At 72.5% G+C, this 25,284-nt stretch carries 15 protein-coding genes and 1 pseudogene; 11 read left to right on the top strand and 5 right to left on the bottom strand.

The annotated features are described in order from the left end of the window. Positions 1-58: 58 nt before the first annotated feature. Positions 59-2,050 (bottom strand): TetM/TetW/TetO/TetS family tetracycline resistance ribosomal protection protein, encoded by a 1,992-nt coding sequence (locus tag GTY58_RS38955; RefSeq protein WP_010988902.1) that lies wholly within the window; start codon positions 2,048-2,050, stop codon positions 59-61. Positions 2,051-2,303: 253 nt separating this feature from the next. On the opposite strand from GTY58_RS38955, the gene GTY58_RS38950 reads away from it, so the two are divergent. Further along, a complete protein-coding gene (locus tag GTY58_RS38950; protein ID WP_010988901.1) occupies positions 2,304-3,410 on the top strand; it encodes an XdhC family protein in 1,107 nt (368 codons plus the stop codon). 45 nt (positions 3,411-3,455) lie between these two features. On the opposite strand, the gene GTY58_RS38945 is transcribed toward GTY58_RS38950, so the two are convergent. Together GTY58_RS38945 and GTY58_RS38940 are read right to left on the bottom strand one after the other, a co-directional pair. Continuing rightward, the gene (locus GTY58_RS38945; protein WP_010988900.1) at positions 3,456-3,959 is read right to left on the bottom strand and encodes a metallophosphoesterase; all 504 of its coding nucleotides are present in this window, start codon (positions 3,957-3,959) and stop codon (positions 3,456-3,458) included. Between the two features lie 103 nt (positions 3,960-4,062). After that, the gene (locus GTY58_RS38940) at positions 4,063-6,606 is read right to left on the bottom strand and encodes a SpoIIE family protein phosphatase (protein ID WP_010988899.1); all 2,544 of its coding nucleotides are present in this window, start codon (positions 6,604-6,606) and stop codon (positions 4,063-4,065) included. Between the two features lie 251 nt (positions 6,607-6,857). Between GTY58_RS38940 and lanKC the strand changes: the two genes are divergently transcribed. The 4 genes from lanKC to GTY58_RS41785 all read left to right on the top strand — a co-directional run bounded on the left by lanKC (position 6,858) and on the right by GTY58_RS41785 (position 13,456). Beyond that, positions 6,858-9,506: a class III lanthionine synthetase LanKC gene (lanKC, locus tag GTY58_RS38935; RefSeq protein WP_010988898.1), complete on the top strand. Its 2,649-nt coding sequence runs from the start codon at positions 6,858-6,860 to the stop codon at positions 9,504-9,506. Between the two features lie 63 nt (positions 9,507-9,569). After that, positions 9,570-9,686, top strand: a complete 117-nt coding sequence (locus GTY58_RS38930) for a SapB/AmfS family lanthipeptide (RefSeq protein ID WP_010988897.1) — start codon at positions 9,570-9,572, stop codon at positions 9,684-9,686. A 108-nt stretch (positions 9,687-9,794) separates the two neighbouring features. After that, complete coding sequence (locus tag GTY58_RS38925) at positions 9,795-11,564, top strand: ABC transporter ATP-binding protein (RefSeq protein WP_042494068.1); 1,770 nt, start codon at positions 9,795-9,797, stop codon at positions 11,562-11,564. Continuing rightward, positions 11,561-13,456 (top strand): ABC transporter ATP-binding protein, encoded by a 1,896-nt coding sequence (locus tag GTY58_RS41785; protein WP_010988895.1) that lies wholly within the window; start codon positions 11,561-11,563, stop codon positions 13,454-13,456. The genes GTY58_RS38925 and GTY58_RS41785 overlap by 4 nt, the downstream gene beginning before the upstream one ends. Here GTY58_RS41785 and GTY58_RS38915 read toward each other — a convergent pair. Next, positions 13,382-13,969, bottom strand: a pseudogene (locus GTY58_RS38915) (response regulator transcription factor); the annotation flags it as partial. The gene GTY58_RS41785 and the pseudogene GTY58_RS38915 sit on opposite strands and share 75 nt — an antisense overlap. Before the next feature lie 458 nt (positions 13,970-14,427). Between GTY58_RS38915 and GTY58_RS38910 the strand changes: the two are divergent. Continuing rightward, on the top strand, positions 14,428-16,575 hold the full coding sequence (locus GTY58_RS38910; RefSeq protein WP_037650934.1) for a SpoIIE family protein phosphatase: 2,148 nt from the start codon (positions 14,428-14,430) through the stop codon (positions 16,573-16,575). A gap of 86 nt (positions 16,576-16,661) precedes the next feature. Here the strand turns inward: GTY58_RS38910 and GTY58_RS38905 are convergent, their stop codons facing one another. Next, positions 16,662-18,020 (bottom strand): S1 family peptidase, encoded by a 1,359-nt coding sequence (locus GTY58_RS38905; RefSeq protein ID WP_010988892.1) that lies wholly within the window; start codon positions 18,018-18,020, stop codon positions 16,662-16,664. Between the two features lie 195 nt (positions 18,021-18,215). On the opposite strand from GTY58_RS38905, the gene GTY58_RS38900 reads away from it, so the two are divergent. From GTY58_RS38900 to GTY58_RS38880, 5 genes are all read left to right on the top strand, one after another. Further along, the gene (locus GTY58_RS38900) at positions 18,216-18,629 is read left to right on the top strand and encodes a PaaI family thioesterase (RefSeq protein WP_037650938.1); all 414 of its coding nucleotides are present in this window, start codon (positions 18,216-18,218) and stop codon (positions 18,627-18,629) included. 461 nt (positions 18,630-19,090) lie between these two features. Then, positions 19,091-19,306 (top strand): hypothetical protein, encoded by a 216-nt coding sequence (locus tag GTY58_RS38895; RefSeq protein ID WP_010988890.1) that lies wholly within the window; start codon positions 19,091-19,093, stop codon positions 19,304-19,306. Positions 19,307-19,425: 119 nt separating this feature from the next. Then, the gene (locus GTY58_RS38890; protein ID WP_010988889.1) at positions 19,426-20,232 is read left to right on the top strand and encodes an HlyD family efflux transporter periplasmic adaptor subunit; all 807 of its coding nucleotides are present in this window, start codon (positions 19,426-19,428) and stop codon (positions 20,230-20,232) included. A gap of 17 nt (positions 20,233-20,249) precedes the next feature. After that, a complete protein-coding gene (locus tag GTY58_RS38885) occupies positions 20,250-22,466 on the top strand; it encodes an NHLP family bacteriocin export ABC transporter peptidase/permease/ATPase subunit (RefSeq protein WP_107083002.1) in 2,217 nt (738 codons plus the stop codon). A 1-nt stretch (position 22,467) separates the two neighbouring features. Next, positions 22,468-25,284 carry an NHLP bacteriocin export ABC transporter permease/ATPase subunit gene (locus tag GTY58_RS38880; protein WP_010988887.1) on the top strand — a complete coding sequence of 939 codons (2,817 nt, stop codon included), beginning with the start codon at positions 22,468-22,470 and terminating at the stop codon, positions 25,282-25,284.

The raw sequence follows: 25,284 nt of genomic DNA, 5'->3' as shown, positions 1-25,284 counted from the left end.
GAGTAAGTTTCGCGTTTTTGCGCACCGCTCTCCCCTCGACCTGACCTGTGTCACTCCCTCACGTGCCCACCCTCCGCGTGACGTTCAGCAGGTACTCCTTGCGGTCCAGCGGGTTGTGGTCGGTACGCGGGCGGTTCGGGACCGTTCCTCCCGCCACCGGCGCGTAGTGGTCGAACGCGGTCTCCAGCTCACCCTCGCCCCGCGTCAGCCCCGGCAGCACCTGCCCGAGTTCATGCACGTGCGCCGCCGGAACCAGACCCTCCAGCACACAGACGGCCTCCCGCATCCGCGTCGTACGCACCACGGCGCGCAGCCCGGCCAGGACGGGCAGCACCGCTCCCAGCGTGTCCGCGGGGGCCTCCAGGCCGAAGCGGTGCAGGGGCTCGTGCACCCTGGTGCCCGCCTGCCTCAGGGCGTCCATCAGGACCAGTGGGGTCAGCCCGCGGAAGTCGGCGCCCGTACTGGACATGCTCTTGTCGAATCCCTGGTGGGCATGGCTCTGGCGCGGCGAGTATCCCGAGTGCGTCATCGTGACCGTGCAGTCGGTGACCCGCCAGCCGTGGATTCCCTGACCGAGGGTTTCCCGCACGGTGTCCTCGACGGCTTTGAAGAACGCGTACGGCATCGCCCCGAGTTCGACCTCGAGCCGGAATTCCACCCCCGAGCCGACCGGTGCCGCCTCGACGCGCAGCCCCACGGTGGCGAGAAACGGATGGGGGCCCTTTCCGTTGAACTCGACCGCCGCACCGGTGCCGACCGGCCGTTCGACGCAGATCGGGGTCGTCTCGCGGAAGGTGACGTCGAGTCCGAACGCGTCGGCGAGGGTCGCCTGGATGACTTCCTTCTGCACTTCTCCGTACAGGGAGAGGGAGATCTCCCGGCGGATTTCGTCCTGCCGCATATTGATCAGCGGGTCCTGTTCGGCGAGTTGGGTGAGCGCGAGGTGCAGGGCTCCTCCGTCGCTCCGTCCGCCGGGGACGACGACCGTCTCCAGGGTGGGCGGTGAGAAATGGCGGGACGGTTCCGCCGCTTTCGGCACCTCTCCGAAGGTGTCGCCGATGCGGATCTCCGCGAGCCCCCAGAGCTTGCCGATCCGCCCGGCGGCCACGGACGCCTCCCGGACGGCCGAACCCTGGTCGAAGACGCTGATGGCCGTGACCTTGCCCTCCTCGCCGTCGCGGAACAGCAGCCGGTCGCGGGTGCGTACGGTCCCGGAGAAGAGCCGCGCGTACGCGATCTTCTCCCCTGCCGGTCCCCGCTCGACCTTGAAGACCGTGCCCGAGACCGGCCCGTCGGGATCTCCCTCGGCGGCGGGCAGCAACTCCTTGATCCCGGCGATCAGTTCGGGCACGCCCGCACCCGTCGTCGCCGACCCGAAGAACACCGGGTGCACCAGGGCCTGCCGGGTCTGCTCGACGAGGGCGGTGCGCAGCCGGCCGTACGACACCGTGTCCTTCACGTACGCGGCCAGCAGTTCCTCGTCGTGCTCGGTGAGGACGTCGAGCAGCCGCGCGCCGAAGCCCGGGTCATGGGCCTCGTACGGGATGAAGCGGGCGTCGCGCGAGCCCGGTCCGGCCGCCCGGCCCATGGGGACGATCGCCGGGGTCAGGCGTGCCGCGATGGCGCGCAGGACGCGCTCCTCCCCCGCCCCGCCACGGTCGATCTTGTTCACGAAGAGCAGGGTGGGGATCCGCAGCCGTTGCAGCGTCCTCAGCAGCACGCGGGTCTGGGCCTGCACGCCCTCCACGGCCGATACGACGAGCACCGCTCCGTCGAGCACGCTCAGTACCCGCTCCACCTCGGCGATGAAGTCGGGGTGGCCCGGGGTGTCGATCAGATTGACCGTGGTGTCGTTGATCGCGAAGGAGACGACGGCCGATTTGATGGTGATTCCGCGCTGACGCTCCAGCGCGAGGGAATCGGTCTGGGTGTTTCCCTCGTCGACGCTGCCGATCTCGTCGATCACCCCGACCGTGTGCAGCAGCCGCTCGGTCAGGCTGGTCTTACCGGCGTCTACGTGCGCGAGAATTCCGAGGTTCAGCGTGTGCACCGCGTGTCATGTCCTTTGAAGAGGGGGTCATTCCTTCCTGGGTGGACACGAACGGTGCGCGCATGTGCTGCTCCTCGATCTGCGACGGCTTGTCTTGCGTAGTGCAGCAGGCGCCCGACGCACACGGCAAAGGATTAACGCTCAACAAGTCCCTGTGCACGGCACGCGCGGCTGGGAGCGTGGCGATCCGGCGCCGCTCGCGGCCGGATGCGACGCTGGTGACAGGAGCAGGGCCTTGAGTGCTGGAGCACGTATGCGGGACATCCTCCCGGCGCTGAGCCGGTGGTACGCGGCGAAATCCCCCTTCGGTCTCGCCACGGTGGTGGCGGTCGGCCGCAGCGCGCCGCGCGATCCCGGAGCGGCGATGGCCGTGGGGCCGGACGACGAGGTGGTGGGCAGCGTGTCCGGCGGCTGCGTCGAGGGCGCGGTCTTCGAGCTCGCCCAGGAGGTCGTGGACTCGGGTGCGGCGCGGCTCGAGACGTTCGGGTACAGCGACGAGGACGCGTTCGCCGTGGGACTCACCTGCGGAGGCGAGATCACCCTGCTGGTGCGCCGGGTGACGCCGGACGAGGACCCGTCGTTCGGTGCGCTGGCCGAGTCCGTGGCCGCCGGCCGGCCGGCGACGGTGGCCACGGTGACCGACGGACCCGCACCGCGCGGGGCCTCGCTCACCGTGTGGCCGGAGGGGGTGGCGGGGTCACTGGGGTCGACGGGGCTGGATGTGGCGGTCACCGCGGACGCGCGCGGCGAACTCGCGCTGGGTGCCACGGGGCTGCGGCACTACGGGCCGAACGGCGAGCGGCGCGAGGACTCCGTCACCGTCTTTCTGCACTCCTTCGCGCCGCCCCCGCGGATGCTGGTCTTCGGTGCCATCGACTACGCGGCGGCGGTGGCCCGCATCGGCGACTTCCTCGGCTACCGGGTCACGGTGTGCGACGCCCGCCCGGTCTTCGCCACGCCGAAGCGCTTTCCGGCGGGCGTGGAGGTCGTCGTCGACTGGCCGCAGCGCTTTCTGCGGGGGACGACCACCGACGCGCGCACGGTGATCTGCGTCCTGACGCACGATCTCAAGTTCGACGTGCCGCTGCTGGAGGAAGCGCTGCGCAGGCCCGCCGCGTACATCGGGGCGATGGGCAGCCGTCGTACCCACGACGACCGGATGAAGCGGCTGACCGACGCGGGGCTCTCGCGGCACGAACTGTCCCGGTTGCGCTCACCGGTCGGGCTGGACCTCGGGGCGCGTACGCCCGAGGAGGTGGCCGTGTCCGTCGCCGCCGAGATCGTCGCGCTGCGGTGGGGCGGCAGCGGGACGCCGCTGACCGCGACCGGCGGGGCGATCCATCCGCCCAAGCCGCGGTGAGGAGACGGAGAGCCCGCCTTCCAGGTGCCGGAGCGTCGCGGCGCGTCAACTCCGTGGCGGCAACCGGTGCAGCTGTACGTCCGTCAGTCTGCCGCCCGTCACGGCCGCCGTCATGTACGTGCAGTACGGCTGCCGACGCCGATCCGTCGGCGACCCCGGGTTCAGCAGGCGCAGGCCCGTGTCCGTCGTCGTGTCCCAGGGGATGTGGCTGTGGCCGAAGACCAGGACGTCGAGGTCCGGGAAGCGGTCGGCGCAGCGGCGTTCGCGGCCCTGGGCGGCGCCGGTCTCGTGGACCACGCCGAGGCGTAGACCGTCGAGTTCGGCGCGGGCCACTTCCGGGAGGCGAGCGCGCAGGTCGGGGCCGTCGTTGTTGCCGTACACGCCGATCAGCCGGGTGGAGCGGCTCTCCAGCAGGTCGAGCGTGGCGGCGTCCACCCAGTCGCCGGCGTGGATCACCGCGTCGGCGCGGGGGAGTTCGGCGAGGAGACGCGCGGGGAGTTCCTTGGCGCGCCGTGGGAGGTGGGTGTCGGACATCAGCAGGAGGCGCACGCCCTCAGGGTGTCATGGGCGGTTCCGGGACGCCCCCGCGTCCGTGTCCCGCCCCGCAGGGTCAGGGTGCCGCGCCGCAGGGTCAGGGTGCCGCGCCGCAGGGTCAGGGTGCCGCGCCGGTCGCGTCGCGCACGCGGGGAGCGGACTCCAGGACGATCTCCGCCCACACCTGTTTGCCGCCGCTGACCGGGACGCTCCCCCAGGCCGCCGACATGGCCTCGACGAGGAGGATGCCGCGGCCGCCGGTGGCCTCCCAGCCGATGCTGGTGGGCTTGATCGGCGTACGGGGTGAGGAGTCGGCGACGGCGATGCGCAGCCGGTGGTTGATGAGGGTGAGGTCGAGACGTACCCGGCCGTCGGTGTGCACGAGGGCGTTGGTGACGAGTTCGGAGACGGCCAGGAGCGCGGCGTCCGCTTCCTCCGCCACACCCCAGGAACGCAGGGTGCGCCGGGTGAAGCGGCGGGCGTGCCGCACCGCCTCCGGGACGCGCCACACCGTCCAGCTCTCGCGCAGCGGGCGCAGCGCCATGCCCTCGTAGCGCATGAGGAGCAGTGCCACGTCGTCGCTGCGGTTGGCGCCCGCGAGCAGGGCGTCGGCGACGAGGCCGAGGTGGGCGGGGTCGGAGGCGGCGAGTTCGGCGGCCATCCGGGCGAGGCCGACCTCGATGTCGAGCTCGGCGGACTCGACCAGGCCGTCGGTGGTCAGGGCGAGCAGTGTGCCGGGCTGGAGCCGCAGCGGACTCATCGGGAAGTCGGCCTGGGCGACGACGCCGAGGGGCGGCCCGCCCTCGGACTCGACGACCTCGGTACTGCCGTCCGGGTGCCGCAGCACGGGCGGCAGGTGGCCGGCGCGTACGCACCAGGCGGAGCCCTCCTCCATGTCGACGTCGACGTAGCAGCAGGTGGCGAAGAGGTCGGTCTCCAGGTCCATGAGGAGCCGGTTGGCGCGCGAGACGACGACGTCCGGGGGGTGCCCTTCGACGGCGTACGCGCGCAGGGCCGTACGCATCTGGCCCATGAGGGTGGCGGCCTGGGCGTTGTGACCCTGGACGTCGCCGATGACGAGGGCGACGTGGTTGTCGGGCAGCGGGATGACGTCGTACCAGTCGCCGCCGAGCTCCAGGCCCGCCGTGGTGGGCAGATAGCGGGCCACGGCGACCGCGCCGGGCAGGCGGGGCAGCCGGCGCGGGAGGAGACTGCGCTGGAGCATGCCGACCAGCTCGTGTTCGGCGTCGAAGGCGTGGGCGCGCATCAGGGCCTGGCCCGCGAGATTCGCGGCGGCGGTGAGCAGGGCACGTTCGTCGGGGCCGAAGTCGTGCGGGGCGTCCCAGCCGATCAGACAGATGCCGGCCATCCGGCCGCCCGCGGCCAGGGGCAGCACGGCGAGACCGCCGGGGCCGACGTCCGCGACCGCCGGCTCCAACGGGGTCCCGGCGGGCCAGATCGCGGCGCGCCCCTCGCTGAGGGCGGACGCCAGGGTCGGCATGGCGCGTACGGGCGCGTCGGGCCACTCCGAGCGCCACTCGCTGCGCCACAGTTCGGGCCAGGAATCCGGTTCGGGCGGGTCGAGGACGGTGACGACGAGCCGGTCGCCCTCCAGTTCGGCGAGCGCGATCCGGTCGGCCTGGAGCGGCTTGCGCAGGGCGGTCACCACGGCCCGGCCGACCTCGCGGACGGTGCCCGCGGTGGCGAGGGCCGCGGCGAGCCGCTGGACGCGGGTCACGTCGCTGACACCCGCCCGCATCCGGGAGGCGTCCGCGACCGACCCCACGAGCAGCGCCGGACGGCCCTGCTCGGCGGGCAGCAGGCGGCCACGCAGCCGCAGCCACCTCGGCCCGCCTGAGGGCTGGAGGATCCGGAACTCCAGCTCGCGGTCGCCGATGGACATGTGGCCGGGTTCCACGACCGACATCAGGGACGGCAGGTCCTCGGGCACGGTCAGCGCGAGCAGGGTCTCGACCTTGCCGTCGAACTCGTCCGGGCCGATCCCGAACAGCTCCAGCACCTCGTCGTCGACCGTGATCCGCCCGGAGTCCATGGCCAGGCTGAAGGAGCTGTCGGCCGGCTCGCCGGAGTCGGTGGACCCGGTCAGGGCCGGGGCCGCCGGGGCCGGGCAGGCGACGGACCCGGCCAGCAACCGGAGGCACTCGCGGTCGTCGGCGTCGAAGCCTCCGGCGCGCTCGCTGACGGCGGCCAGGCAACCGCCGTCGCCCAGGGGCAGCACGGCCAGGGAGAAGTCCCCGTTCGGCAGCCGGCGGGCATCGGCGCAGCGGCCGAGGTCCTCGGGGGTGAGCCAGAGCGGCTGCCCGGAGCGGTGGACGTCCGCCGCGGGGGTGCCGCCGGTCAGCGGGTAGGAGTCGCGCAGCCCGTACAGGCTCCTCGGCACCCCGGCCGACTCGGCGAGGCACAGCTGGTCCCCGTCCTCGCTGTGCGTGTAGGCCGCGGCAACCATCGCTCCCGCAAAAACGAGTACCTGTTCGAGGATGCGGTGCAGTCGTTCTCGGGGTTCCAGGTCCGGGCCGAGCGATTTGAGGGCAAGTTCGGCACGCGACGTTCTCGCTCCGCGTCCCGCAACGCGCTCACTGGCCACGTCCGCAATTACAGCGCTTCCGGGACGTGGGCGCAGCCCCTGTGACCATTCCGGCATCCCCGGGGCCTGCGACGGAGCCCGTCCGCTCGGTCCGGAAGACCCCTGGCGGAGCGCCTCCGGCCGGTCCGCCGGTCCCGCGGTGGAACCCCTCCGCCCGGCCTGCCGGGCCCGTGGTGGAGCCTCTCCGCTCGAAACGTGCCGAACATGACTTTACGCATGCGTTCCTCACGGAGTTCTCGTGACAGGCGTGACTGTCCGGCCCCCGCACGGGCTGGAAGGCTCGGTGACACGAGACCGAGGGGGATGGGATGGACAAGCGGTACGAGGTGTACGCGCTGGCGGACAGACACTTCTACGAGACGCCCGACCGGCTGTCCGTGGGAGCGTCCGGTGCCGCTCCGCTGTACGGGCCGGCGTGCCGCGAGGTGCCCGACGGGTGGCGGAGCGCGCGGATCGGCGACTGGCTGACGTTCACGCCGGTCGACGACGCCGGGACCGCGCTGCCGGGGCCGGCCCAGGGATGGAAGATCCACGCCTCGGCCACCCGGGCGAACGCGGAGCGGATCGCCACGGACGTGTGGGAGTACTGCGTCCCGCGCCGGATCCCCTTCAAGTTCGTACCGGGGCCCCATCTGCTGCACTTACGCAACGCCAAGTACGCGGGCCGCGACACCAGCGGCAAGTTCGTCACCATCTATCCCGCCGACGAGGAGCAGCTGCACCTCGTGCTGCGCGAGCTGGGCGAGCGGCTCGACGGGTGCGAGGGGCCGTACATCCTCACGGACCTGCGCTGGAACGACGGTCCCCTGTACGTGCGGTACGGCGCCTTCGCCCGCTCCTTCGTGGTGGACGAGCGCGGCTCACTCGTCCCGGCGGTCCGCGACGGCGAGGGGACGCTGGTGCCGGACCGGCGGCAGCCCTCCTTCCAGGTTCCGGAGTGGGTCACGCTGCCCGCGTTCCTCGAACCGCAGCTCGCGGCGCGCAACACCACGACGGTCGGCGACCTGCCGTACCGCATCGAGAAGGCCCTGCACTTCTCCAACGGCGGCGGGGTGTACGCGGGCACCGACACCCGGGACGGCCGCAAGGTGGTCCTCAAGGAGGGCCGGCCGCACGCGGGGCTCGCCTCGGACGGGGCCGACGCGATCGCCCGCCTGGAGCGCGAGAAGTACGCGCTGGAGCAGGTGTCGGGGCTCGGTGTGGTGCCCGAGGTGCGGGACTGGTTCACACTCGGCGACCACCGCTTCCTCGTCATGGACTTTCTGGAGGGGCGGCCCCTCAACTCCTTCTTCGCCGAGCGGCACCCGCTGCTCACGCCGGATCCCGAGCCGGACGCCGTCGCCGCCTACACGGCCTGGGCGCTGCGCATCCACCGGGCGGTCGAGCAGGCCGTGCACGCGGTGCACGCGCGCGGCATCGTCTTCAACGACCTGCACGTGTTCAACATCATGGTCGCGCCGGACGAGGAGTCGGTGTCCCTGCTCGACTTCGAGGCGGCGGCCCCGATCGAGGAGAACGGCCGCCAGGTCGTCGCCCATCCGGGCTTCTTCGCGCCGCCGGACCGCACGGGCCCGGACGTCGACCGGTACGCGCTCGCGTGTCTGCGCCTCGCCCTGTTCCTGCCGGTCACCACGCTCTTCGTGGTCGACCGCGCCAAGGCCGCGCATCTGGCGGAGGTCGTCGCCGGACAGTTCCCCGATGTTCCGCGGGAGTTCCTGGACGAGGCGGTGGCGGAGATCACCGGGCGCAGGCAGGCACCGGACCCCGAGGGGGACAAGGTCTCCCCTTCGGCCACCTCGCGCCCGTCTCCGGTCAGGCCGACCACCTCGTACACCGCACCGGTCGACCCCGGTGACTGGCCCTACAGCCGGGACTCGATGGTCAAGGCCATCCTCGCCTCGGCCACCCCGGAGCGCGACGACCGGCTCTTCCCCGGCGACGTCGCCCAGTTCTCCGACGGCGGCGGGCTCGGGCTCGCACACGGAGCCGCGGGCGTGCTGTACGTCCTCGAACAGACCGGAGCCGACCGGTACGAGGAGGGCGAGCGCTGGCTGCTCGACCACACGGACCCGGCGCCGGTCGGGACGCCCCTCGGCCTGTACGACGGGCTCGCGGGCGTCGCCTACGTCCTCGACCTGCTCGGGCACCGGCAGCGCGCCCTGGACCTGGTCGACGGGATCCTCCGGGAGCGCTGGCAGAACCTCTCCTCCGACCTGCACGGAGGCCTCGCCGGACTCGGCCTGGTCCTCGGCCGGCTCGCGCACACCACCGGCGAGACACAACTGCGCGAGCGGGCCGCCGAGGCCGCGCGCCTGCTCGTCCGACGACTCGCCGAGCCGCGGCCCGCCCCTCCCCGACGGCGCGCCGGGCTGCTGCGGGGCGCGAGCGGGATCGCCCTCTTCCTGCTCAGGGAGTACGAGGAGACCGGCGCCCCCGAGCTGCGCGACGCGGCCGCCGAGGCACTGCGGCAGGACCTGGAGTGCTGCGTCGTCCAGAAAGGCGGCGGCCTGGAGGTCGACGAGGGCTGGCGCACGCTGCCGTACCTCGGGGACGGGAGCGTGGGCCTCGGGATGGTCGTCGACGACTTTCTCGCGCTGGGCGGGGACGACGGCCATGGCACGTTCGAGGGGGCGCGTTCGGGCATCCTCACCGCCGCCACCTCCCGCTTCTACGCGCAGCCCGGGCTCTTCCAGGGCCGCGCGGGCATGATCCTCCACCTCAGCCGCACGAGCGCGCCCGGCGCCACCCCCGAGCGGCTCGCCGAACAGGTCGCCGGGCTCGGCTGGTTCGCGATGTCCTACCAGGGCCAACTGGCCTTCCCCGGACACCAGATGATGCGTCTGTCCATGGACCTGGGCACCGGAACGGCAGGGTGCCTGCTCGCGCTCGGCGCGGCCCTCGACGGACAGACGCGGGCCCGGCTGCCGTTCCTCCCGCCGCTTCGCGGCGCCCACTAGACGCGGCTCCACTACCGGAGTCGTGATTCAACACCCCGTCCCCACCTAGGAAAGGACACCGAGATGGCACTTCTCGACCTGCAGACGATGGAGTCCGACGAGCACACCGGCGGCGGCGGCGCGAGCACCGTGAGCCTGCTCTCCTGCGTCTCCGCGGCGAGCGTTCTGCTCTGTCTCTGACAACACGGTGCACGCACGGCCCTGGGCGGTCCGCTCCCCTCTTCGGGGAGGGGCCGCCCGCGGTCCTGAACGCGCGGGCCACGGCTCGGGATGCGAGGCCACAGCCGTATGAAGACTCCCTCCGGTCACGGAGCGGCACCGGACGGCACCGGTGCCGCGGACGAGGCGGCCGCCCGCACGCTGCTGCGCTCGGCCGCCCGGCACAGCCGTTCCCGCTGCGTGGCCCTGTGTCTGACGACCGCGGCCGCTTCGGGCGCGAGCCTGCTGCTGCCGGCCGCCCTGGGCCGGGCCCTGGACCTGCTGCTGACCCGCCCCGGTGACGCGGCGGGAACGCACTGGGTGCTGTGGTGCACCGGCCTGGTCCTCCTGATCGCCCTGCTCGACGCCTGCCACACCGTGCTCGCGGGCACGACCGACGCCCGGGCGACCGCCTGGCTGAGGCAGCGACTGGTCGGGCATGTGCTCGCCGTGGGTCCCCGGGCCGGTGAGCGCTTCGGCCCCGGTGAGCTGGTGGCGCGGCTCGTCGGCAACGCGGCACAGGCCGGAACCGCTCCCGCCACCGCCGCGACGCTGCTGGCCGCCCTCGCCGGGCCGGTGGGCGCGGTGGTGGCCCTCGGCCTGATCGATCCCCTGCTGGCAGCCGTGTTCCTCGGCGGAGCACCGGTCCTGACCCTGCTGCTGCGTGCCTTCGCGCGCGACTCGTCCCAGTGCGTGGCGCGTTACCAGGATGTCCAGGGGCGGATCGCCGGCGCGCTCGCGGAGGCGATCGGCGGCGCGCGCACCATCGCGGCCGGCGGGACGGCGGACAAGGAGGTGGCCCGCATCCTGCGGCCGCTGCCGGAACTCTCCCGCGAGGGGCGGCGGATGTGGCGGGTGCAAGGGCGCGCCGCGGCACAGGCGGTCGCCGTGGCACCGCTGCTCCAGCTGGGTGTGGTGGCCGTGGGGGGCGTGCTCCTCGTCCATCACCGGCTGTCCGTCGGCGAGTTGCTCGCCGCCTCGCGGTACGCCGTGCTCGCGACCGGCGTCGGTGTGCTGGTCGGGCAGCTCTCGGGGCTCATCCGGGCGCGGGCCGCGGCCCGGCGCCTCGGCGAGGTGCTGACCGAGCCCGCACCGGTGTACGGCACGCGTCAACTCCCGCCCGGCGAGGGAAGGTTGGAGCTACGCTCGGTCACCGTCCGGCGAGGCGGGCGTACCGTGCTCGACGGCGTCGACCTGGTCGTGCCCGCCGGCCGCACGGTCGCCGTGGTGGGCCGCTCCGGCTCGGGCAAGTCCCTGCTCGCGGCCCTCGCGGGACGGCTCGCCGACCCCGACGACGGGCACGTACTGCTGGACGGCGTGCCCCTGCGCGACCTGGACAGGACCGCACTGCGCCGAGCCGTCGGCCACGCCTTCGAGCGCCCCGCCCTGCTGGGCGACACCATCGAGGACACCATCGCCTTCGGCATCCCCTCTCCCCCGCCCGACCGGGTCCGGCAGGCCGCCGCCACGGCGCGCGCCGACAGCTTCGTACGCCGGCTGCCCGACGGCTACGCCACCCCCTGTGCCGAGGCCCCGCTGTCGGGCGGCGAATGCCAACGCCTCGGCCTCGCCCGGGCGTTCGCCCACGACAGCCGCCTGCTCGTCCTGGACGACGCCCTGTCCAGCCTCGACACGGTCACCGAGCGCCACATCACCGAGGCACTCCTGCGCCACACCCCGGGAAGCAGCCGGCTGATCATCGCCCACCGGGTGTCCACGGCCGCACGCGCGGATGCGGTGGTCTGGCTGGCGGCGGGGCGAGTGCGCGCGGTGGGCACGCATGCGGAGCTGTGGCGGTCGGCGGCGTACCGGGAGGTGTTCGGGTCGAGCGGCACCGAGCGGAACGGCGGCGCGGGGTGAAGGAACTGACGCTCCTGTTGCGCGAACGGTGGCGAGTGGTCGTCCGGCTGGCCGCGTGGTCGGTGCTGGAGACGGGACAGACGTTTCTGCTGGGGTACGCCCTGGCGCGGGCCCTCGACGAGGGTTTCCTGTCCGGGCGGGCGGGGGTGGGGCTGGGCTGGCTGGGCATCGCGGGGGCGGCGGTTCTCGTCGGGGCCTTCGGGACCGGGCGGGTGTACGGGGGTGTCGCCGCGCTCGTCGAGCCGTTGCGCGACCGACTGGTGCGACGTGTGGTCGACCGAGGGGTGCGGGAGGCCGACGGCGGGGCGCTCTCCGGGCTGACACAGCAAGTGGAGATCGCCCGCGACACGTTCGCCGGTCTGGTGATGGTGTCGCGCTCGTTCGTGTTCACCACGGTCGGCGCCCTCGTCGGGCTGTTCTCGCTCGCGCCGCTGCTCCTGCTCGTGGTCGCTCCCCCGCTCGCCGCGGGGGTGGCCCTCTTTGTGGCGACCCTGCGGCCACTGGCCCGCCGGCAGGAGGAGTTCCTCGTCGCCGACGAACGCCTCGCCGCCCACCTGGGGGCCGTCTGCCCCGGCCTCAGGGACATCACGGCCGGCGGCGCGGAGGAGCACGTAGCCGCCGACGCCGGACAGCGCATCGACGCCGAGGTGCGCGCCGCCCGCTCACTGGCCCACCGGGGCGTGCTGCGCGTGGCGGCCCTCGCCGTCGGCGGACAGCTCCCGATCGTGCTGCTGCTCGCCACCGCCCCCTGGCTCCTCGCGCGCGGCGTCAGCGCGGGCGCGCTCGTCGGCGCTCTCGCCTACGTCACCCAGTCCCTGCTCCCCGCCCTGCAGAACCTGGTGCACGGCCTGGGCACGAGCGGCTCCCGGCTGGCGGTGGTGCTGCGCCGCCTGGGCCCGGGCATCGCGGCACCACCGCCGGCCACCGGTGGAATCCGCGTGCCGCCGGCCGCCGTGCCCTCCGACACACCCGCACTCGTTCTCTCCTCCCTCACCTTCGCCTACGGCCCCGCCAGTGACCCCGTCATCAAGGACCTCGACCTCACCGTTCCGCGCGGCACCCGGCTCGCCGTCGTCGGCCCCAGCGGCATCGGCAAGTCCACCCTCACGGGACTGATCGCCGGACTCCTCGAACCGCGGCGCGGCACGGTCCGTTTGTGCGGGCATCCGGTGCCCGGACACACAGCGAGCGCACTTCGGGTCCTCATCCCGCAGGAGGCGTACGTCTTCGGGGGGACGTTCGAGGAAAACCTCACCCAACTGCGGCCTGATCCCGTACCCGGGGCGGAGCTGCTGGCCGCCGCCGAGGCGGTCGGCCTGGCCCCGCTGCTGGAGCGGCTGGGCGGGCCCTTTGCCCGGCTCGACCCGGCGGCGCTGTCCGCGGGCGAACGACAGCTGATCGCGCTGACCCGGGCGTATCTCTCGTACGCCTCGGTCGTGCTGCTCGACGAGGCGACCTGTCACCTGGACCCCGCGGCGGAGGAGCGCGCGGAGCGCGCGTTCGCCGAGCGTGCCGGCACCACGCTCGTGGTGGTCGCCCACCGCATCAGCTCCGCCCTGCGCGCGGACCGCGTGCTCGTCATGGACGGCCGGCGCACCGAGTACGGCGACCACGACGAGTTGCTGCGGCGCTCAGCCCTGTACCGCGACCTGGTGGGCACATGGTCGCCCACCGTCCCCGCCTCCTCCGGCGCCGCCTCGGTGCCGGTCCCGGCCCCCGCCCGGCGGCCCGCCTCAGACCCAGCCCTCCCCCTGCGAGATCCGGATGGCGTCGATCCGGTTGCGTGCCCCGGTCTTGCGCGTGATGGCGGACATGTAGTTGCGCACGGTGCCGTGGGACAGATGGAGACTTCCGGCGATCTCCGCGACGGAGGCGCCCCCGGCGGCGAGTGACAGGACGCTCAGCTCGCGTCTGGTCAGCGGCATCTCCGCGGCCTTGAGGAAGCCGAAGCCCAGCGAGTCGTCGACGAAACGTTCCCCCTCGGCGACCCTGCGGATCCCGGACACCAGCCGCTCAGGCGAGCCCTCCTTGTCCACGTACCCGAGCGCCCCCGCCTCCGCCGCCCGCTTCAGCAGGCCCGGTCTGTTCGCATGGGCGAGCACCAGAAGCCGGGGGGCCGTCAGGCTGCCCGCGCCCCGGCCGCACACGTCGGCCAGCGGCGGCACGCCGTGGGAGTCCGCGCAGTCCAGGTCCACCGCGCAGACGTCCGGCCGCACCGAGCGCACCCGCCCGGGTGCGCCGCGCCACGTCGTGTCGTACACCCCGAGATCCGGTTCCCGGCGGAGCCACTCCGCCAGTACCGATCGCACCAGACACGCGTCGTGCACCAGAAGTACCCGGATCACGTCCGCCCTCAACTCCCCGTCAGCCGTCAGCCGCTCCACCCGTCCTGAGCGCGTGCCCATTGTTGGCGGATGCGACCAGGTGTGGGCGCGGATAACCAGCCATCAGGGTGCGCGGGGGCGCACTCGGAGCGCTCGCGCGCCGCGCCACGCTTCCACTGCGGGGGCATGAGTACGTGCTCCCGGGGTAAAGGGGGTCTCCTCCGTGCCGGGTTCTCGGTGCCGATTCCCGGTGCCGATTCCCTGGGCCGGTGCCGATTCCCGGTGCCGATTCCCTGGGCCGGTGCCGATTCCCGCGGCCGATTCCCTGGGCCGGTGCCGATTCCCGGTGCCGATTCCCTGGGCCGGTGCCGATTCCCGGTGCCGATTCCCTGGGCCGGTGCCGATTCCCGGTGCCGTTTCCCTGCGCGATGCCCGGGCCACCCCGGCGCCGGGCTCCGGCGCCGTGCCGCCCGCCGTGCGCGAAGGGCCGCCAGGAGGGAGCCTTGACCCTGGGATCCGTCGCGCGGCCGTGCGAGGAGGTGGTCGGCGTGTCCGACGGGCAGGCGTCCCGGCGGGAGCCGTCCGCCCTGGCGCCGGTCGGCGGTCCACTGCTGTCGCTGGCGCTGGCCGCGCTGATGGAAGACGTGCACGCCCACTCCGGGGCGGTGTATCTGCTGGCCCCCGACGAGCCGGTCCTGGAGATGGCGGTCATGGCGGGGCTGCCCCGGGCCTTCGCCGCACCCTGGGAGCGGGTGGGCCTGAGCGCGCCGCTCCCGGTCGCCGAGGCGGTGCGGGAGCGGCGGCTGGTCTGGGTGAACGGCGAGGAGCAGATGGCGGGCCGCTATCCGCGCGTCGCGGTGGTCCTCCCCTACTCGTTCGCGCTGGCGGCGCTGCCCTTGGCGTGCGCCGACACCGTGTACGGCGCGCTCTTCGTGACCTGGCCGGACTCGCACCCGCCCGAGCTGTCGAGCCGCGAGCGCGACCAGCTAGGCGTGGCCTGCGACCGGCTCGCGACCCGGCTGGCACACGCCGTCGAGAAGGGCCACCCGGTGGGTCCCGAACCTGATCTGCCGACCCCGGGCGCCACGGCGGCGATGGCGGGCACGCTGGGCGCCGGGGAGGCGGTCCGGATGGCGGCCCGGCTGCCGTACGGGCTGTGTGCGCTCGATCTGCACGGGCGGGTCGGCTACGCCAACGCGGCGGCCTGCGAGCTGCTCGGCATGCCGGTCGGCGACCTGCTCGGCGCCCAGCTGTGGGCTTCGCTGCCCTGGCTCAACGACCCCGCGTACGAGGACTGCTACCGCGCGGCGCTGATCAGCCAGCATGTGACGTCGTTCGTGGCGCTGCGCCCGCCGGGCGACTGGCTCTCCTTCCGCCTCTACCCGAGCACCAACGGGCTGAGCGTGCGCATCTCCCGCGCCCGGGCGGTCTCCGCGATGGCCCGGGCGGAGCCGCGGCACGGCGAGGCCACGACGCGGCTGGTGACGATCTCCCATGTGCTGAGCCTGGCCGGCGCCCTCACCGAGGCGGTGGGGGTGCAGGACGTGGTGCAGCTGATCGCGTCGGAGTTCGCACCCACCGTGGGCAGCCAGGCCCTGATCCTGCTCGGATCGCGGGGCGGGCGGCTGCGTGTGCTCGGGCACCGCGGCTATCCGGACGCCGCGATCGCGGAGCGCTTCGACGGCGAACCGCTCACCGCGCAGATCCCCGGCGCCCACGTCCTGACCAGCGGAGTGCCCGCCTTCTTCGAGTCCCGCAGGCAGTTGGAGCACCTGTATCCGGCACGGCGCACGACGCCTGACGGGATGGCCGCGTGGGCCTTTCTGCCGCTCATCGCCTCGGGACGTCCGGTCGGCACCTGCGTTCTCGCGTACGCCGAGCCGCATGCGTTCCCGGCGGACGAACGGGCGATCCTGACCAGCCTCAGCGGGCTCATCGCGCTCGCGCTGGAACGGGCGCTGCTGTACGACGCCAAGCACCAGCTCGCCCACGGACTGCAAGCGGCGCTGCTGCCGCACTCCCTGCCGTCGCTGCCCGGCATCGAAGCGGCGGCCCGCTATCTTCCCGCCACCCAGGGCATGGAGATCGGCGGCGACTTCTACGACCTGGTGGCGACCGTCGGCCGGGCCGCCGCGGTGATCGGGGACGTGCAGGGGCACAACGTCACGGCCGCGGGGCTGATGGGCCAGATCCGTACGGCGGTCCGCGCGTACACGACGGTCGGGCAGGCGCCGGGGCAGGTCATGCGCAGCACCAACCGGCTGATGATCGACCTGGGCACCGACCTCTTCGCGAGCTGTGTCTATCTGCGTCTCGACCCCGCGCGGCAGCGGGTGGTCATGGCCCGGGCGGGGCATCCGCCGCCGCTGCTCAGGAAGCCCGACGGACAGGTGCGGGTGCTGGACCTGGCCGGTGGCCCGCTGCTCGGGATCGACGCGGACGCCACCTATACGACGACCGAGTTCGCGCTCGCGCCGGGTTCCGTGCTCGCGCTCTACACGGACGGGCTGATCGAGTCCCCGGGAATCGACATCGAGGACGCCCTGGCCGAACTCGGCGAGCGGCTCGCCGAGAGCGGCGACGAGCCGCTGGACGAGCTGGCCGACCGGCTCGTGCGGCACACCGCGACGGCCGAGGAACGGCTCGACGACATCGCGTTGCTGTTGCTGAGGGCGCGGGCTTCCTGACCGGACGGGAACGCGGAGCGGTCCGGCCCTCCCGCCGGAGGGCCGGACCGTTCCACAGTCCGGACAGAACCGCTTTTACGTCCGGGTCAGTTGCTCGACACCAGGCCGGAGCCGTCGTCGGCGCCGTCGTTGCCCGACTGGTCGGCGCCGTCGTTGCCCGACTGCTCGGCGCCGTCGTTGCCCGACTGGTCGGCCGGATCGGTCGCCTCACCGGCCGGGTCGGTGGCCTCGCCTGCCGGGTCGGTCGCCTCGCCTGCCGGGTCGGTCGCCTCGCCCGCGGGGTCGGTCGCCTCATCGCCGGGCGCGGCGGACTCGTCGCCGGCGCCCGCGGCGCCACCCGCACCGAGCGTCGCGCCGACCGCCTCCAGCGCCGTGGTGACCGGCTGGAAGAAGGTCTCGCCGCCGACGGTGCAGTCCCCGCTGCCGCCGGAGGTCAGGCCGATCGCGCTGCCGTCCTGCGTGAACAGGGAGCCGCCGCTGTCGCCCGGCTCGGCGCAGACATCGGTCTGGATGAGACCGGTGACCGTGCCCTCGGGGTAGTTGACCGTGGCGTCGAGGCCGGTGACGTTGCCGTCGTTGAGGCCCGTGGTGCTGCCCATCCGCAAGACCTGCTGGCCCACCGTGGCTTCCGCGGCCTGGGAGATCTGGACGGTCTGCCCGTTGCCGACGTTGACCTCGCTCGGCGCCTGCGTGTTCGGGTCGTCGTACTTGACGAGCGAGAAGTCACCCTCGCCGGGGAAGGTGGCCTGGTCGACGGTGGCGATCGGCTGGCCGTTCTGCGAGTCCGACCATGCGGCGGCCGCGACACCGCAGTGCCCCGCGGTCAGGAACGCCGGGCTGCCGTCGCCCGCGGTGACGTTGAAGCCCAGCGAACAGCGCGCACCGCCGCCGAAGATGGCGTCGCCGCCCGATACGAACGTCTTGAACGTGCCCGCGGACTTCTTCACGGTCGCCACGCCCGAGCCGAGGCTCTTGACCGTCGCCGTCAGCGTGTCCCACTTGGCGCCCTTGACGGTGGAGTCGGCGGTGACCCGGATCTCGTTCGTCTTCGGGTCGACCGCCCAGGCCGTGCCGGGGATGGTGGCATCGGTCTTGAGCGTCTTGGCCGCGGCCTGGAGCGTGGAGGTGCTGTTCTGCACCTGGTTGGGGACCGCGCCGGCCTTTCTGATCTGGTTGATCACGTTGCTGTCGTCGCCGACGACATTGATGACGAGCTGCTGCTTGTCGGCGTTGTAGTACGAACCGGCGAAGGCGTCACCAAGCTGCGAGGCGAGCTGTGAGGCGAGGTCCGAGACATCGGCCGACTTGAACGTCCTCGGGGTGGAGTCCCCCGAGTCCGTCTGGGAAGCGTTGGCATTGGGGAGTAGAAGTGCCGCCGCTCCGAGCGCCGCCACGCTTCCCGCTGCGATCGCGGCCTTGCGCTTGGGTATGCGTTTGTGACTCAACTCTTGACCTCCTGGGGACGGGGTCCGTTGCCGCCGTCCGGCAGCTGAACTGGGGGGCGCCTGGATGCCTGTTGATACGCACGTGCCACGCGAGGTGTTCAACTGCCTTTGCGATTCACGAGATTGGCTCGTGCGAAAGGGTGGAATACGCGGCATACACGTCTGCCCGTGTGGGCCGGCGGGCACCATCACGCCATGACGGTGACCCCTGCCCAAGCCGGAAAGATCCTCGCCGACAACTTCGCGCCCTGGGTGCTCGATCTCGGCCTGTCGGTCGAGGAGGTGGACGACCGCCGGGTGGTGCTCCGGCTGCCGTGGTCCGCGCGACTCGCCCGGGAGGGCGGCGCGTTGTCGGGCCAGGCGTTGCTGGCCGCCGCCGACACGGCGACGGTGATCGCGGTGTCGGCGGCGCGCGGCGGCTTCGTCCCCATGACGACGGTTCAGCAGTCCACCAGCTTCCAGCGCGCGGTCACGGAGGCCGATGTGCTGGTCGAGGCGGTACTCACGCGCCTGGGCCGCCGGATGGCCTTCGCCGACATCACGATGACCGCCGAGGGCCGCGACGAGATCGCGGCCCGGGCGAGCACGGTGTACGCGCTTCTGGACTGAGAAGTACGCAGCGCCATCGGGCGATGACGGTCAGTTGCCGACGCCGAGCGGAATCCCGGCTTCAGCGAATCTGCACATCGAATGCGCAAGCGGGTCACGGCAGGCGGCGCATTTGCACAGCCCTGCGCACGACGTCCAACCGATTGCGACCGGAGTGTCCCATTCGGGGTCGGGGCGGCAAGGGGAGGCACGAGCCGATGTCGCGCAGCATGTGAAGAAGTCGCCGCCGAGACGTGCGCACGCCTGCACGGATCACCGCTCCCGGAGTGCAAGTGCGCAGGTGAGAGGCCCGGTTGATTGGATGCGCGCCACGCCACCGTGCTTTGATCCATTGCACCGCGGGGGCCGCCCCAGGGTTCCCGGCAACGGGTGCCCGGCGCCCGCGGTCGCGGCCGACCGTCTGTCCCCAGAGGGGGGCCGCTCTCCCCCTTACGAATACCCATACGAAGGGAAGTTCCATCATGAACTCCACCCCCCAGGTTGTGACCGCCGAGATCTCCGACGCCGACCTCGACGCCGTCTCGGGCGGTCTGTCCCTGAACGCCGTTGGCACCGTCACCGGCCTGGTCGACGGCGTTGCCCCGGTCTCCGCCGTCGTCGGCACGGCCGTCGGCACGGTCGAGGGTGTGACCGGCCTGAACACCGCCCCGGTCACCAACCTGGTCGCCGGTCTCTGATCTTGATCGCATCCAGCGATTTCTGATCCACCGTATGCTCTGTATTTCCTTGGGAACCGCCTTGGCGGTTCCGGGACTCACGGATGCCGTAAATCTCTCCGACAGGTGAGGGAAGTTCCGTGCAGTTCCGCCAACAGGCCCTCGCCAAGCTGCAGTCGCCCGAAGAGCTCGACCTCCCGGTGCGCTTCGCACGCCCCCAGGGCTGGCTCGTCCTGTCCGTGACGGTCGTCGTCATGGCGGCCGCCTCCGTGTGGGCCGTGACGGGCTCCGTCGCCTCCACGGTCGGCGCACCCGCCGTCCTCACGCACGGCGAGGGCAGTTACGTCCTGCAAAGCCCCGTCGCGGGGCAGGTGACCGCGGTCCTCGCCAAGGAGGGCGAGCGGCTGCCGGCGAACTCGCCCGTCCTCAAGGTCCGTACGGACGACGGCGACACTCTGGTGCGCACCGTCGCCGCGGGCCGGATCACCGCGCTCGCCGCCACGATCGGCGCGATCATCCAGACCGGCGCGAACGTCGCCGCCGTGGAGAAGGTCGCCCACGCCTCGGACCCGCTGTACGCGACGGTGTACGTCCCGGCCGAGAACGCCTCCTCGATTCCGGCGAACGCGGCGGTGGACCTGACCGTCCAGTCGGTGCCGACCCAGCAGTACGGGGTGCTGCACGGCCATGTGAAGTCCGTCGACCGGACCGTCCAGACCCGGCAGCAGATCGCCGCGTTCCTCGGCGACAGCCAGCTGGGCGAGCAGTTCACCAAGAAGGGCCGGCCGGTGGCCGTCCTGGTCCGGCTCGACCGGTCGTCCGGCACGAAGAGCGGCTACCAGTGGTCCTCAGCGGACGGGCCGCCGTACACCCTCGCTTCCATGACCCTGGCCACGGGTTCGATCCGGCTGGCCGATCAGCGTCCCGTCGATTGGCTGCTCCCGTGACCGCTCCCCAGGACACCCTGCCGCCGTCGGCGCGCGGCAGACGGCGGGCCGCCCCGCCGAAGCGCACGGTCCCCAAGAGCCGGCAGAAGACCGTACGCACCCCCACCGTCCTCCAGATGGAGGCCGTCGAGTGCGGCGCCGCCTCCCTCGCCATGGTGCTCGGCCACTACGGCCGGCACATCCCCCTCGAGGAACTGCGCATCGCCTGCGGTGTCTCCCGGGACGGCTCGCGGGCCAGCAACCTCCTCAAGGCGGCCCGTAGTTACGGCCTGACGGCCAAGGGCATGCAGATGGACACGGCCGCGCTCGCCGAGGTGAAGGCGCCCGCGATCCTGTTCTGGGAGTTCAACCACTACGTCGTGTACGACGGCATGGGGCGCCGCTTCGGCCGGCGGGGCGTGCACATCAACGACCCCGGCAAGGGCCGCCGGTTCGTGCCCATGGAGGACTTCGACACCAGCTTCACCGGCGTCGTCCTGGTCATGGAGCCGGGCCCCGACTTCGAGAAGGGCGGCCGCAGGCCGGGTGTCCTGGGCGCCATGCCGGCCCGGCTGCGCGGCACCTCGGGCACCATGCCCGCCGCCGTCCTCGCGAGCCTGCTGCTGGTGGCGGTGGGCGCGGCGATGCCCGCGCTGAGCCGTACCTACATCGACATGTTCCTGATCGGCGGCCAGACCTCGCTGCTCGGCGTGCTGTTCGCGTCGATGGGCACCTGTGTGGCGCTGACGATCGCGCTGACCTGGCTGCAACAGGCGAACCTGCTGCACGGCCGCGTCATCTCCTCCACGCTCTCCAGTGCCCGCTTCCTGCGGCACCTGCTGCGGCTTCCGGTCACCTTCTTCTCCCAGCGCAGCCCGGCCGACCTGGTCCAGCGGCTCCAGTCGAACGACGCGGTCGCCGAGACCCTGGCCCGTGACCTCGCGGCGGCCGGCGTCGACGCGATCGTCGTCGTGCTCTACGCGGTCCTCCTCTACACCTACGACCCGCAGCTGACGGCCGTCGGCATCGGCGTCGCACTGCTCAACGTCGTGGCCATGCGGGTCGTCATACGGCTGCGGGCGACGCGTACCGCGAAGCTGCGCGCCGACAGCGCCCGGCTGACCAACACGGCCTACACCGGTCTCCAGCTGATCGAGACGATGAAGGCGACCGGCGGCGAGGACGGCTACTTCCGCAAGTGGGCCGGGCAGCACGCCACCACGCTGGAGGAGCAGCAGCGCCTCGGGGTGCCGAGCGCCTGGCTGGGCGTGGTCGCGCCGACGCTCGCGACGCTCAACAGCGCGCTGATTCTCTGGATCGGCGGCCTGCGCGCGGTGGAGGGCGGCATCTCGGTCGGTCTCCTTGTCGCGTTCCAGGCCCTCGTCACCCGCTTCACCGCGCCGATCACCCGCCTCAACGGTGTCGCGGGCCGCATCCAGGACTTCGCGGCCGACGTGGCACGTCTCAAGGACGTCGAGAACTTCCAGGCCGACCCGCTCTACGCCCGCCCCGGCGGTGGCGAGTCGACCCGGCGGCTGCAGGGCCATGTCGAACTGGAGAACATCACGTTCGGCTACAGCCCGCTCGACCAGCCGCTGCTGAGCGGGTTCAGCCTGACGGTCGGCCCCGGACAGCAGGTGGCGCTGGTGGGCGGTTCCGGAAGCGGCAAGTCCACGGTCTCCCGGCTGATATCGGGTCTCTACGCCCCCTGGGAGGGCGTGATCCGCATCGACGGGCAGCGGCTGGCGGACATCCCGCGCGGGGCGCTCGCGGCTTCGGTCTCCTTCGTGGACCAGGACGTGTTCCTCTTCGAGGGGACGGTCCGCGACAACGTGGCGCTGTGGGACCCGTCGATCCCGGACGACGCGGTGGTCGCGGCGCTTCAGGACGCGGACCTGTACGACGTCGTCACGCGCCGCCCGGGCGGCATCCACAGCCGGGTCGAGCAGGACGGGCGCAACTTCTCCGGCGGTCAGCGCCAGCGCCTGGAGATCGCGCGGGCGCTGGTGCGCAACCCCAGCATCCTGGTCCTCGACGAGGTGACGAGCGCGCTGGACGCGGAGACCGAGCAGACGGTCATCGACAATCTGCGCAAGCGCGGCTGTGCCTGTGTGGTGATCGCGCACCGGCTCAGCACCGTGCGCGACAGCGACGAGATCGTGGTGCTCCAGCACGGCACGATCGTGGAACGGGGGCGGCACGACGCCCTGGTGACGGCCGGCGGCGCGTATGCCCAGCTGGTCAGGGAGCGGTGAGATGACGGCGGTTCACGAGGGCGACCTCGTCCTCGGTGCCCTGGGTTCGATGGGCACCCCGTACGACTGCTCGGGGCTCGGCCGCCTCGATCTGGAAGGGCCGCAGGTGCTGTGGCTGGTGGCGGCCGGCGCCATGGACCTGTTCGCGGTGGACGCCGTCCAGCAGGGCCAGTGGCACCACCTCGGCCGTCTCGAAGCGGGCTCGCTGCTGCTCGGCCCGGTCGCGGGACCGCAGCACACCCTGGTCGCCAGGCCGCTGCGGGAGTGCGTGATGCGCCGGATCTCGCTGCGCGAGCTGTACGAGTCCGGGGGCACCCAGACCTGGTCGTACGACGAGTACGGCAACGCCCAGTACGTTCCGCCGACCACGAGTCCGCTGGAGTACGCCCTCGCCCTGGGCGTCGGCCGCGGCCTCTCCATCCTCTTCCAGGCGCCGATGGCCACCGAGCGGGCCGCCGCGCCGACCGACGACGACGTCTTCTGGATGCAGGTCCCGCCGGGTAGCGTGCAGTACGGCTCGCTGTACGGCGAGGAGGCGGCGGCCGACCTGCTGATGGATCCCGGCGTCTGGCAGGGCATGGTCGACCAGCAGTACCGGCTGCTCGCCACCCTCGACCGGTGGATCGAGCAGTTGGAGCGCAGCCACGAGCACCGTACGGCGGCGGGTATCAAGGCGGGCGAGGCCGTGCGCGTCCAGGCCGACCGCACGCTGCTGGCGTCCATCGGGAAGTCGTCGGCGAAGCGCACCACCGCGGCCGACGCCGATGCCACGTACGCGGCCTGCAAGCTGGTCGCCGGCGCGGCCGGGATCGCGCTCGCCGAGCCCGCGCAGAGCGGCACCGAGAGCGACCGGCTCGACCCGGTGGAGCGCGTCGCGATCGCCTCGCGTGTCCGCACCCGGGCCGTACGGCTCGACGGCCGCTGGTGGCGCGACAACACGGGCCCGCTGGTGGGCCACCGGGCCCTGTCCGGCGCGCCGGTCGCGCTGCTGTGGCGGCGCGGCGGATACGTCGCCGTGCAGCCCTCGTCCGGCCGCGAGACGCCGATCGAGAAGGCCAACGCGGAGGAGTTCGAGCCGCGTGCCGTCATGTTCTACCGCCCGCTGCCCGAGCGGGGTCTGGGTCCGCTGCGGCTGATGCGGTTCAGCATGCGGGGCACCGGCGGCGATCTGCGCAATCTCCTGGCCAGTGGTCTGGTGACGGTGGCGGTCGGCGCCCTCGTGCCGATCGCCACCGGCAAGGTGCTCGGCGAGTACGTGCCGAAGGCCCAGCACGGTCTGATCGTCCAGGTCTGTCTGGCCATCATGATCACGAGCGTCGTGTCGGCGGCGTTCATGCTGCTCCAGAACCTCACCCTCCTGCGGATGGAGGGGCGGATCGAGGCGACGCTCCAGCCGGCCGTCTGGGACCGGCTGCTCAGGCTCCCGACGAAGTTCTTCACCTCCCGCTCCACCGGCGAGCTGGCCAGCGCGGCGATGGGTATCAGCTCGATACGCCGGCTGCTGGCGGGCGTCGGCCCCACGGTCGCCCAGTCGGTCACCGTCGGCGCGATGAACCTGGGACTGTTGTTCTGGTACAGCGCGCCGATGGCGCTGGCGGCGATCGGGATGCTGGTCGTCATCGCCGGTGTGTTCCTGGGGCTCGGCCTGTGGCAGGTGCGCTGGCAGCGCCGTCTCGTCGTGCTCAGCAACAAGCTGAACAACCAGGCGTTCCAGACTCTGCGCGGTCTGCCCAAGCTGCGGGTCGCGGCGGCCGAGAACTACGCGTACGCCGCCTGGGCGGGCGAGTTCGCGCGCAGCCGTGAGCTCCAGCAGAAGGTCGGCCGCATCAAGAACCTCACCACGGTGCTGGGCGCGGTGTATCTGCCGCTCTGCTCGCTGCTGATGTTCATGCTGCTCGCGGGCCCGGCGCGGGGGGCGATGTCGGCGGCCGCGTTCCTCACCTTCAACACCTCGGTGACCATGCTGCTGACGTCGGTCACCCAGCTGACCGGCGCCTTCGTCTCGGCGGTGGCCGCGCTGCCGATGTTCGAGGAGATCAAGCCGGTGCTCGACGCGACTCCGGAGGTGCGCACGGCGAGCACCCGCCCCGGCGTCCTGTCCGGCGGCATCGAGGCGCGGCGCCTCTCCTTCCGGTACGCGGACGACGGTCCGCTCGTCCTCGACGACGTGTCCTTCGAGATCAAGCCGGGCGAGTTCGTGGCGATCGTCGGCCCGAGCGGCTGCGGCAAGTCCACGCTGCTGCGGCTGCTGATCGGCTTCGACAAGCCGGTCTCGGGAAGTGTCCTGTACGACGGCCAGGACCTGGGCGCCCTCGACCAGTCGGCCGTACGCCGGCAGTGCGGTGTCGTACTGCAGCACGCCCAGCCCTTCACCGGGTCGATCCTGGACTGCATCTGCGGCACCGAGCCGTACACGCCCGAGGAGGCGATGGCGGCGGCCGAGATGGCGGGGCTCGCCGAGGACATCAAGCGGATGCCGATGGGGCTGCACACCATCGTCCAGGGCAGCGGGGCGATCTCCGGCGGCCAGCGGCAGCGGCTGATGATCGCCCAGGCGCTGATCCGCCGACCGCGCATCCTCTTCTTCGACGAGGCCACCAGCGCCCTCGACAACGAGACGCAGCGCACGGTCATCGAGAGCACGAAGGCCCTCAACGCCACCCGTGTCGTGATCGCCCACCGGCTGTCCACGGTGATGGACGCGGACCGCGTGATCGTGATGGAGGACGGCCGGGTCGCCCAGCAGGGGCCGCCCGCGCAGCTGCTCGCGGACACGGGCGGGCGGCTGCACGAGCTGGTGCGGCGGCAGCTGGCGTGA

This window comes from Streptomyces sp. SID5469, assembly GCF_009862865.1.
In the GTDB taxonomy this organism is placed as follows: domain Bacteria; phylum Actinomycetota; class Actinomycetes; order Streptomycetales; family Streptomycetaceae; genus Streptomyces; species Streptomyces avermitilis.
The sequence above is the reverse complement of the archived record's forward strand: the minus strand, read 5'-3'. Positions and strand labels throughout refer to the sequence as shown.